Here is an 11,288-nt window from a genome sequence, read left to right on the forward strand (position 1 = left end):
TTTACATAAAATACTGGTCTAGTTTCGTGATGTCTTTTTTAAGCAATTTGTCCTTTGATAACTTCAAAAGATATTATTTTTCAGTTGACATACTACCGCAGGTCTTTTATAAAAATATTTATTTTTCATATTATTTATAATCAATATCATACATTTCATCCCACATATCTATTATAAATCCGTTTAATATTTTAAAAACACAGATAAAAAAGATATTGACACTACAATTTTACAGTGCTAACATTCAACATGTAATTGAATATGGTCTCTGTTAGGTGAGGCTCCTGTATAGAGAAACGCTGCTGCCCAAAAATGTCGAGAGACGCCAATGGGTCAACAGGAAAGGTCGGAATGAAGGCCTTTTTTAATGTAGCTGGTTTCAGTACCTATGCTATACAGTGCTAAAACTCAACGAGGGAGAGGTGCATGTATTTTGTCATACACAAAAACTGTTTTTATTTATGTCTACTAACAGTCTTTGTTGTGGACTCTTTTAACTGCGAATTCAGACCTTTACTCGTTTTGAGTAAAGGTCTTTTTACGTCTATATGCACCTTACTATGAAACAAACATAGCATATTCAGAAACTACTAAATTGTACGGAGGTGAGGAACAGTTGGCAATTGATGATTCGGCCCATATACCCATACGTTTTACATTCATATTTCATCATGTAGGTAGGAAAGAAACTGTTCCTCACCATTTCAAATAGTTAGGTAACAGATTGTTTCCTCCTTCATGACAGAGGAGGAACTACCGATGTTTAATTTACAAAGACAAGAAACAAAGCATGCTTATGAGCAAGATAGCATGAAAACAAATAACGAATTATTAGTGGAGGTTGCAACACAAGATGTAAGCTCTGCGTTAAAACTTTTAGAAACAACACAAGATGGATTATCTAAACAAGAAGCGTCTCGTAGACTTTCTTTATATGGTCCGAACGAAATAGCTCATAATAAAATGGCACCGTGGTACATTCAATTTCTGTCGGCATTTAAAAATCCATTTATTTTCGTTTTATTAGCTCTTGGAGCACTCTCCTTTTTCACGGATGATATGCAAGGAACAATTGTCGTATCTGCAATGGTACTACTTAGTGCAACAATTCGGTTTTCCCAAGAATTTCGTTCTCAAAAAGCTGCCGATAAGTTAAAGGCTATGGTTCGAACAACTGCGAGCGTATTTAGAATAAATGGATTTGTACATGAAACAAAAAATGTAACGAATTTAAATCGAAATTACACAACAGAAATTCCAATTGAGGAACTTGTACCTGGCGATATCATTTCCCTTTCAGCCGGTGATATCGTTCCAGCTGATGTGCGTATTGTATCCGCTAAAGATTTATTTGTTAATCAATCTTCTTTAACAGGGGAAGCACTTCCTGTAGAAAAATACGAACACTGCTACCATACAGAAAATAAGCATATCTTACCGACAAACATGAAAAAAAATTACAATCCACTCGATATGGAAAACCTTTGTTTCATGGGAACAAATATTGTAAGTGGTAGCGCAAAAGCTGTTGTCATCTCAACAAGTACCGATACGTATTTCGGCTCTTTAGCCAATAAGGTAATTGGAAAGCGTGTAGAAACAAGCTTTGATAAAGGTGTAAACAAAGTAAGCTGGCTCTTAATTACATTCATGCTTATTATGGCACCTATTGTCCTTCTCATTAATGGATTCACAAAAGGTGATTGGCAAGAAGCTTTCTTCTTCGCTATTGCCGTCGCTGTCGGCCTTACACCTGAAATGTTACCGATGATTGTAACTGCTAATTTAGCTAAAGGTGCCGTTAACATGTCTAAACAAAAAGTAATTGTAAAACAGCTAAATTCTATTCAAAACTTAGGTGCTATGAACATTCTTTGTACAGATAAAACCGGAACTTTAACAGAAGATAAAGTTGTCCTTGTTCGTCACTTAGATCCCAAGGGAAATGAATGCAATCGCGTCTTGCAATTTGCCTATTTAAATAGTTTCTATCAAACTGGATTGAAAAATTTAATAGATAAAGCTGTTATTAAGCATACAGAGGAAAACAATACATTTAATCCATCAGCTTTTCAAAAGCTAGATGAAATTCCATTCGATTTCGCCCGCCGGCGTATGTCAGTCATCGTAAAGGATATTTCAGGTGAACATACAATGGTTTGTAAAGGTGCCGTAGAAGAAATTTTATCAATTTGTAACTACACTGAAGTGGATGAAAAAATCGTTCCACTCACCGAGGAAATACGTTCAAATGTCAAAAAACTAAGTGAGACACTAAATAGTGAAGGTATGCGGGTTATTGCTGTTGCTTATAAAAAAGATAGAAGAATAAATGATACAGAGTACGCAGTAAAAGACGAAACTGATATGATTCTCGCTGGATATATCGGCTTTTTAGATCCACCGAAACCATCTGCAGCAGCTGCAATTCAAGCATTACAAAAACATGGTGTACAAGTGAAAATTTTAACTGGCGATAACGAAATTGTTACAAGAAAGGTTTGTATAGAAGTTGGATTAGATATCTGCGAACCAATCCTCGGTTACGAGATTGATTCTTTACCAGATAAAGCATTAGCAAGACTTGCCGAAGAAACGACTGTATTTGCGAAGCTTAATCCAATGCAAAAATCTCGTATTATACACGCATTACAAGGAAATGGACACACTGTAGGTTACATGGGAGACGGCATTAACGATGCTGTAGCATTACGTGAAGCTGATGTCGGAATATCTGTTGATACTGCTACTGATATTGCGAAAGAAGCTTCCGATATTATTCTACTCGAAAAAAGTTTAACTATATTAGAAGCAGGGATTTTAGAAGGACGTACTACATTCGGAAATATTTTAAAATATATTAAGATGACAGCTAGCTCTAACTTCGGTAATGTGTTTAGCGTGTTAGTAGCAAGTGCTTTCATTCCTTTTTTACCGATGCTTGCCATTCATCTTTTAATTCAAAACTTACTTTATGATATTTCACAACTTTCTATTCCATGGGACAAAATGGATAAAGAGTTTCTAGAAAAACCACGAAAATGGGATACTGCAAACTTACGAAACTTCATTATTTGTATCGGCCCAATTAGTTCTATATTTGATATTATCACATACGTAGTCATGTGGAATGTATTTGGTGCAAATACACCGAGCGAGCAATCATTATTCCAGTCCGGTTGGTTTGTCGTTGGGTTGTTAACACAAACTTTAATTGTTCACATGATAAGAACACAAAAGATTCCATTTATTCAAAGCACTGCATCAACACCAGTCGTTTTATTAACCGCTCTTATTATGGCAATCGGGATTTATATTCCATTCTCACCACTTGGTGCAGCCGTTGGTTTACAAGCATTGCCACTTAACTATTTCCCTTGGTTAGTAGGAATACTATTAGGCTACGCTTTTTTAACACAATTCCTGAAAAAGCTTTATATTAAAAAGTTTCATAGCTGGTTGTAAAAATAAGAATGAGTGGGTATCCCCCGCTCATTCTAAAAAACATAACACATATTATATATGGAGGTGACCATGATGGTATGGTACGACATTGTATTCAGGTTAGTTATAGCAATTATTGTAGGAGCTTGCATTGGAATGGAAAGACAATGGAGACACCGAATGGCTGGGTTACGGACAAATGCTCTCGTATCACTTGGTGCCTGTATAATAGGAAAGGTGTCATGATTTTACTACTTCATGACACCTTCTACATAAACTTATTTTCTAACTTTTGTTGAAACGACTTCTCTTGCTTACGTAGTAGTTGACTACCTCGTTGTAAAATCGGTGTTCCATACTTATCGTTAATTTGATCAATGACAGCAAGTAGTGGTTCTTTTTTCGCATCCTCTTCAAATGAAAATAAATCTAATTGTTTCACCGATTCTGTCTTCCACTCTATTTCAGTAGCTGTAACACCTAGTAAACGAACGGAATCACCATCCCAATGTTGCTTCCATAAACGGGATGCTGCTTGAAAAATATCGCGTTCTTCCCAAATTGCATTTTTCAATTGCTTACTCCGTGTTACTGTTCGCCTATCATGGTATTTAATCATAATTTGAATATTATAGCTGACAAGGGTTCGCTTTTGTAATCTTTTACTCACTGATTTTGATAACCGTTCTAACATATCAAGTAATTCTTTCTCTTCATCCATATCCTTTGAAAAAGTCATCGAGTTACCGACACTTTTATGTTGGCCCATTTGACTCGGATCCACTTCCCTATCATCCGTACCTTTTGCACGCTTTTGTAAATCAATACCGTGCTTGCCAATTTTAGCGCGAATGATATGCTCGTCTCCCTTCGCTAACTGTTCAATTGTATGTATATGAATTTCATTTAATTTTTCAGCTGTTTTTTCTCCAATCCCATGCATTGCTTCAACTGAAAGTGGCCAAATCATTTCTGGAATATCACGTTTTCGAAGTACGGTAATACCGAGAGGTTTTTTCATATCAGAAGCTGTTTTTGCTAGGAAAAGATTTGGAGCGATTCCGATACTACACGGAAGCTGCAACTCTGTTAATAGTGCTTGTTGAATCATCTTTGCTATTTCAAGAGGCGAACCAAGTGCGTAGCAATCTGTAATATCTAAATATCCTTCATCTATTGAGACTGGTTGTATCTTTTCTGTAAAACGAGAAAGGACTTGAAACATTTGAAATGAAGCTTCGCGATATAATGTGAAATTAGGACGCCTTACAACTAATTGCGGGCATAACCTTTTCGCTTCCCAAAGGGGCATCGTCGTACGTATTCCGTATTCCCTCGCCTCATAACTACATGTTATAATAATTCCTTTTCTCTCTTTTTCATTTCCAGCAACCGCTAATGGCTTTCCTTGTAATGATGGATCATGAGCAATTTCAACAGATGCGAAAAAGCAATTCATATCTACATGTAAAATAACACGACCATTTTTCGGATACATTTCTCGCATAGTACTCACTCCCTAATCAGAACGTTCGTTCTTTTATTATATCAAATTTTGCACAATAGTTATAATAATTACTTGTTCTTTTTTATAATCGATATAAATCGAAACTTTAATCAACTCTCACTAATCGGACTTTTACGGGCAGCAGGGCCCCCACCTAACTTCTTTACTTTCGCTGAATTTTGAGGTGGGGGTCTTACTGTCCGGCAAATAGCGGGATAAACTCAATTATACATTCCTTGTAGTTATATTAATCATTGCAATTAATTATTTACTACTTCCGATTTTCAATATGAATACGTTAGGGTTATTCCCTCGTCTAGTACATGTAGCAACAACGTATATACTTCCATAGTTTTTCTTATATTCGCTTATACGTCTTGTCAAAGCAATCGAATCAAAATAAAAAGCGTGTAAATCATAATTGATTTACACGCTTTTTCTATTCCATTACTTCGCTACTTCTTCAATAATTGCAACAACTAATTCTGCTGTTTTTGCTAATTCTTCAACAGGAATCTTCTCGTTTGTTGTATGAATTTCTTCATAACCAACCGCTAAGTTAACTGTTGGGATACCATGTCCTGCAATTACGTTTGCATCACTTCCGCCACCACTTTGGTGAAGAGAAGGTGTACGACCAATTTTTTCAGCTGCACGTTTTGCAACTTCTACAACGTGATCGCCATCAGCAAATTTAAATCCTGGGTACATAACGTTTACTTCAACGTCTGCATGACCGCCCATTTCTTTTGCAGTTGTTTCAAATGCTTCTTTCATTTTCGCAACTTGTGCTTCCATTTTCTCATTAATTAAAGAACGAGCTTCTGCAAAGATTTGTACATGATCGCAAACGATATTCGTTTGTGTACCACCTTCAAAACGTCCAATATTTGCAGTCGTTTCAGAGTCAATGCGACCAAGTGGCATCTTCGCAATTGCTTTCGCTGCGATAGTAATTGCAGATACACCTTTCTCCGGCGCTACACCAGCGTGAGCTGTTTTCCCGCGAATAATTGCGTTCACTTTCGCTTGTGTTGGAGCTGCAACAACGATTTCACCAACTTTTCCATCGCTATCTAATGCGTAGCCATATTTCGCTGTAATACGCTCACGGTCTAATGCTTTTGCACCAACAAGACCTGATTCTTCTCCGACTGTAATAATAAATTCTATTTTACCATGAGGGATATTTTTCTCTTTTAAAACACGGATTGCTTCGAACATTGATGCTAATCCAGCTTTATCATCCGCACCTAAAATTGTTGTACCATCTGATACGATATATCCATCTTTAATAGAAGGCTTAATTCCATTACCAGGAACTACTGTATCCATATGAGAAGTAAAGTAAATTGTATCAACACCATCTTTTGTTGCTGGTAAAGTACAAATTAAGTTACCTGCACCATGACCAGTTACAGCCATTGTGTCATCTTCAAATACTTCTACACCTAAATCTGTAAATTTCTTCGTTAATACTTTGCAGATTTCTGCTTCAAATTTCGTTTCAGAATCTACTTGTACTAATTCCATAAATTCATTTACTAAACGTTCTTGATTAATCATAAGACTGCGCCTCCTGCACTACCATTATGTATGTAACACTATTAATTATAACAGAATTTCGCAAAAGTTTCGAAATACAAGACAAAAAACAGATGGTTTACATGTCTAGATAACCATCTGCTTTCTATTACTCATTTAACAATACCCAGCGCATATGATCTTCCCACACGCCATTTACCATTAACATCTTCCTAGACACGCCTTCATATTGAAAACCTATCTTCGTTACTACTTGTATAGATGCTAAATTACGAGGCATAATCGGAGCTTCTATACGATGTAACTGAAATTCCCCAAAAGCAACTTGAATTGCTTTTCTAAGCGCTTCTGTCGTATACCCTTTGTTTAACTCTGCTTTATCTAATTTATAACTGAGTACACAAGATTGATAAATGCCACGAACGATTAAATTAAATGAAATACACCCAATTATTTTCGTATCATCACCCTTTTTAAAAATCCATAGTCTGATGATTTTCCCTTCTTCGAACTCTTTTCTATCCTTTTGCAACTTTTTCTTTTGATAATCTAGCGTAAAAAAATCATCCGGTCTATACTCTTCCCAAGCTTTTAAAAATTCACGATTTCTGTCGTAATATTGAAGAACTGTTTCAGCATACGACTCATCAATTTCCCTTAAGTATAAACGATCTGTTTCGTATATTTTCATCATCGTATCTCCATTCTTCAGCTTGCCCAACTAAAAATTAACAATATACCCTTTTACTATATTCTCTATACACACTCAAATTTCCTGTTATATTTTGCAATCCCCTCCCGAATTTTGTCCTCACTCTCCCCTTGTCCATAATTTCATTTCTCGTTACAATGAAATTGTACTGATTTGCAAGGAGGTATAACGATGCATAAAAAAGCTCAAAAAGTTATGGTTTATGTGATGCTGATTTCTATGCTTGTAACAACATTACTTGCTGGCGCGAGTATGTTTTGGTAAAAAGGGCGATGTGTTCGTCCTTTTTTTACTTTTTACACATGACAAAATAAACCATCTCGACATCGAGATGGTTTATTTTATATAAAACACAATCGCTACAATACTAAAGGAAAATAACATTACAAGTGCTATTACAAAACTTGTATATTGTTTCTGCTGAAATGCTCCAATAACAAAAGTTAGATTAAGTAATGCCATACATACAATCGCTACCAGATAAGAACATATATTAAAAGTTGCCAATATGAATGTAATAACAAATAGAAATCCCATAAAAAACTGCATATACGAAAGTTTTGGATTCAAGTACATATGAGCAACCCCTTTATCTAATTTTATCATTCTATATTCTCATTAACGCACGGTTATGTACACATGTCAAGACAACTTATTATAATAGAAAAAGCCAACCTTTTCGTTGGCTTTTTCATATGCAACGGCTCCTTTTTCTTTTGCCAATTGCTGAAATGATTTTTTCGATTTCACAATCCATACTTTCGTTCCAATTGGAATGCGATCAAACAAATATTCCACATCGTTTTTCTTCATTCTTATACACCCTTGTGAAATATACTTTCCAATTGAACTCGGTTGGTTTGTTCCATGTATTCCATATTTACTTCCATCAGTTCCTCTTGCATTAAATCCAATCCACCTTGACCCAAGTGGATTTTTTGGCGACCCACCTGGAATATCCTTCGCAATATAATACGGATCCTTCGCTTTCATTACAACATCAAAAGTTCCTTCTGGAGTTAATTCATTCGTTTTCCCTGTCGCTACTGGAAAAACCTTTTGAATCTTTCCATCGTCAATGTAAGCTAATTTATTCGTTGCTTTATTTACAATAATAAAAGGATCTCCGGCACGTGGATTATCCCCAAGAGGCCAAATCGGCGATAAAGAAAGACATAATATGATAGAGAGAAGATACGGCATAGATAATTCCTACCTTCTATATAAGTTCTTTTATATTATCCTTTCCCTTAAAGCGACTTTTAATGAGTAAATATTGTTCCATTTCATACACAAGTTGAACAAGTTTCGCACGTATCTCAAATTCTTCGCGTGTAGCTGGTAATGGCATGTCTCTAAATAATCCCCTCATTTCTTGAAGCTGCCTTAAGGAAATAACGCCAGTACTCTCAGGGCTAATAGCATTACCAATGTTTTCAACAACATCTGCAATCATATCAGCTTGTTCATATGTCCATGATAAAGAAGCTGCTAGTGGTATCATTCGCTCTAAAATTTCGAATTGTTGCATACGCATATTAAAATAACGATAGTAATAATCATCTTCTCGCATAAATGCATTCTCAAGTTTTTTAAACGATAAATCTCTTGCTTCATTTAACATATTCTCGGTTTCAATGAGTTCTGCCCCACTCCAACTACTTTCTCGATTTCGTAAATACACAACCATTTCAAACAAAATCGTTTTAAAATTGCTCTCTATTTTATCCTGATACTCTTTTAGCTTATTTTCACTACTCGGCATATACATATTTACTAATAACGCCACGCTAATCCCTATCGTTAATATAGCAATTTCATTTCCAACTATAAGCCATGTAATTTGCTTCAATGAATATAGATGCATAACAATAACTGAACTCGTGACAATGCCTTCTTGAATTTTAAGCATTACTGCAGTCGGAATAAATGTAAGTAACAATATGCTAATTGCAAGTGGTGTATAGCCGATCGTTTCAAAAATACAAAACGCGAATACCATTGATAATACACAAGCTAGAAAACGATGTAACGACACTTGAAGCGATTTGCGCTTCGTATTTTGTACACATAAAATAACTAAAATACCTGCTGAACTATAAAATTCCAACCCTAATAACTGAGCAATAAAAACTGCCGCGCCTGTCCCTATTGCTGTTTTTACTGTACGGTATCCAATTTTAAACATATCATTACTCCTATATGTATAAACGTATTTACAGCTAGTATAAAAAAAGGATGACACAATGTCATCCTTTTCTACTTATTATTCACATAACCTTTTCATATTACAATATTTTTTGTAAAAATTGTTGCGCACGTTCACTTTTCGGTGCTGCAAAAAATTCTTCTGGCGCACTATCTTCTACAAGCTTTCCTCCGTCCAAGAAAAGAACACGATCTGCCACTTCTTTTGCAAAGCCCATTTCATGTGTAACGATAGCCATCGTCATTCCTGTCGTAACTAACGATTTCATAACTTCTAACACTTCTTTCACCATCTCTGGATCTAGCGCCGATGTCGGTTCATCAAATAACATAACTTCGGGTTCCATTGCTAACGCTCTTGCAATTGCTACACGTTGCTTTTGTCCTCCCGAAAGACGATTTGGATACGTATCTTTTTTATCTACTAGTCCAACCTTTTCTAAAAGTTTCTCAGCTTTCTTTTCAGCTTCTTGCTTCGTTACCCCTTTTACATTGGTAGGAGCATACGTAATATTTTCTAATACAGTCATATGAGGAAATAAGTGAAAATGTTGAAATACCATACCGACATTTTCACGAACATGCATAACATTCGTTTTCGGATTCGTTACTTCTTCCGTTCCAATCCAAATGTGACCATCCGTTGGTGCTTCTAACATATTCATACAACGTAAAAATGTTGATTTTCCTGATCCAGAAGGTCCTATAATTGCAACTACTTCCCCTTTTTCAATCGTTGTTGTAATTCCTTTTAATACTTCGTTTTTACCAAATGATTTATGAAGGTTTTCAATTTTAATCACTTTTCTTCATTCTCCCTTCAATTGCCTTCCCGACTAATGTAAGAATAATGACTAACATATAATAAATCAGTCCAACAAAAAGTAATGGTTCAAGATATTTAAATGTCTCACCGCCTACGATGTAAGCACGACGCATTAAATCAGTCGCGCCTATTACTGTTACTACAGCCGATTCTTTCGTAAGTGTCGCAAATTCGTTCACAAGCGCTGGTAATATATTTTTTAATGCTTGAGGGAAAATAATATTTCTCATCATTTTTCCGTATGGTACCCCTAAAGCCATTGCTGCTTCTGTTTGTCCTTTATCCACCGCTTGAATACCAGCACGAATTACTTCTGACATGTATGCACCTGAATTCAAGCTAAATGCAAGTACAGCAGCTAAGAATGCTGGTATTTCATAACCAATTATTTGCGGGACACCAAAATAAATAATCATTAATTGCAATACAAGGGGTGTACCACGAAAAATTGATGTATAAAAATCTGCTGCTATATTTAATGCTCGTATTCTAGCAATTTTACAAAGTGCTAATAGCGTTCCTAAAATAAATCCTGCTAAAGCTGATACTGCTACAATTTTCAAAGTAACTTCTAAACCTTTTAGTATATATGGTATCGAAGGCGTAATCGCCGAAAAATCTAAGTTCATTCTTTTCATTCCCCTCACAGAAAAGTGAAAGGCAGCTTATTTTCCGCTGCCAAACCATTTCTTCACTAATTTATCCATTTCTCCATTTTCTTGCATTTTTTTAATTACTTTATTAAATTCTGCTGTTTTATCACTGTTTTTCGGAAGGGCAATTGCTGCTCCAACTTCTTCTGGTGCTTCTTTAATTTCAATTCCTTGTAAATCTTTCATTTTCTCTAAATAATTTTTAGCAACTGTGTCTTCTATAATTGCAGCGTCAAAACGACCAGCTTTAATTTCTTGTACGATTTCTGGTATACGGTCACGTCCCATGCCCATCAACTTAAAAATCTTCACTACCCCCAAGTGTAAAAAAACGTTATTCTTTCTAAAAAAGCTAGACTAGAAAGGATGACGTTTTCTTATGAATCTCTCGAT

10 protein-coding genes, 2 pseudogenes and 1 riboswitch are annotated in these 11,288 nt (G+C 35.6%); of the genes and pseudogenes, 3 read left to right on the top strand and 9 right to left on the bottom strand.

The window, feature by feature from the left end; translation table 11 throughout:
- Positions 1–260 precede the first annotated feature (260 nt).
- Positions 261–428: riboswitch (M-box (ykoK) riboswitch) on the top strand.
- Between the two features lie 331 nt (positions 429–759).
- Entirely contained in the window at positions 760–3,465 is a 2,706-nt protein-coding gene (mgtA, locus tag MR168_RS29720; RefSeq protein WP_140159340.1) for a magnesium-translocating P-type ATPase, read from the top strand.
- Between the two features lie 72 nt (positions 3,466–3,537).
- A pseudogene (locus tag MR168_RS29725) lies at positions 3,538–3,672 on the top strand (MgtC/SapB family protein); the annotation flags it as partial.
- Positions 3,673–3,712: 40 nt separating this feature from the next.
- Here the strand turns inward: MR168_RS29725 and MR168_RS29730 are convergent.
- From MR168_RS29730 to MR168_RS29740, 3 genes are all read right to left on the bottom strand, one after another.
- The gene (locus tag MR168_RS29730; RefSeq protein ID WP_001208858.1) at positions 3,713–4,951 is read right to left on the bottom strand and encodes a DNA polymerase IV; all 1,239 of its coding nucleotides are present in this window, start codon (positions 4,949–4,951) and stop codon (positions 3,713–3,715) included.
- Positions 4,952–5,398: 447 nt separating this feature from the next.
- Entirely contained in the window at positions 5,399–6,517 is a 1,119-nt protein-coding gene (locus MR168_RS29735; RefSeq protein WP_000609803.1) for a tripeptidase T, read from the bottom strand.
- Between the two features lie 127 nt (positions 6,518–6,644).
- Positions 6,645–7,190, bottom strand: coding sequence for a GNAT family N-acetyltransferase (locus MR168_RS29740; protein ID WP_001987197.1), 546 nt, complete (start codon positions 7,188–7,190; stop codon positions 6,645–6,647).
- A gap of 189 nt (positions 7,191–7,379) precedes the next feature.
- On the opposite strand from MR168_RS29740, the gene prli42 reads away from it, so the two are divergent.
- The gene (gene prli42, locus MR168_RS29745) at positions 7,380–7,472 is read left to right on the top strand and encodes a stressosome-associated protein Prli42 (RefSeq protein ID WP_000549040.1); all 93 of its coding nucleotides are present in this window, start codon (positions 7,380–7,382) and stop codon (positions 7,470–7,472) included.
- Positions 7,473–7,544: 72 nt separating this feature from the next.
- Here the strand turns inward: prli42 and MR168_RS29750 are convergent, their stop codons facing one another.
- The 6 genes and pseudogenes from MR168_RS29750 to MR168_RS29775 form a co-directional block, all read right to left on the bottom strand.
- Complete coding sequence (locus tag MR168_RS29750) at positions 7,545–7,784, bottom strand: DUF3894 domain-containing protein (protein ID WP_242291701.1); 240 nt, start codon at positions 7,782–7,784, stop codon at positions 7,545–7,547.
- A gap of 66 nt (positions 7,785–7,850) precedes the next feature.
- Entirely contained in the window at positions 7,851–8,411 is a 561-nt protein-coding gene (locus tag MR168_RS29755) for a L,D-transpeptidase (RefSeq protein ID WP_001146566.1), read from the bottom strand.
- A gap of 16 nt (positions 8,412–8,427) precedes the next feature.
- Entirely contained in the window at positions 8,428–9,396 is a 969-nt protein-coding gene (locus MR168_RS29760; protein ID WP_000472673.1) for an aromatic acid exporter family protein, read from the bottom strand.
- Positions 9,397–9,496: 100 nt separating this feature from the next.
- Positions 9,497–10,219, bottom strand: coding sequence for an amino acid ABC transporter ATP-binding protein (locus tag MR168_RS29765; protein ID WP_000590206.1), 723 nt, complete (start codon positions 10,217–10,219; stop codon positions 9,497–9,499).
- Complete coding sequence (locus MR168_RS29770; protein ID WP_001046916.1) at positions 10,212–10,871, bottom strand: amino acid ABC transporter permease; 660 nt, start codon at positions 10,869–10,871, stop codon at positions 10,212–10,214. The genes MR168_RS29765 and MR168_RS29770 overlap by 8 nt, the downstream gene beginning before the upstream one ends.
- Before the next feature lie 36 nt (positions 10,872–10,907).
- Positions 10,908–11,180, bottom strand: a pseudogene (locus MR168_RS29775) (transporter substrate-binding domain-containing protein); the annotation flags it as partial.
- Positions 11,181–11,288 lie beyond the last annotated feature (108 nt).

The organism is Bacillus cereus group sp. BfR-BA-01356 (assembly GCF_022663635.1).
Taxonomy (GTDB): domain Bacteria; phylum Bacillota; class Bacilli; order Bacillales; family Bacillaceae_G; genus Bacillus_A; species Bacillus_A cereus.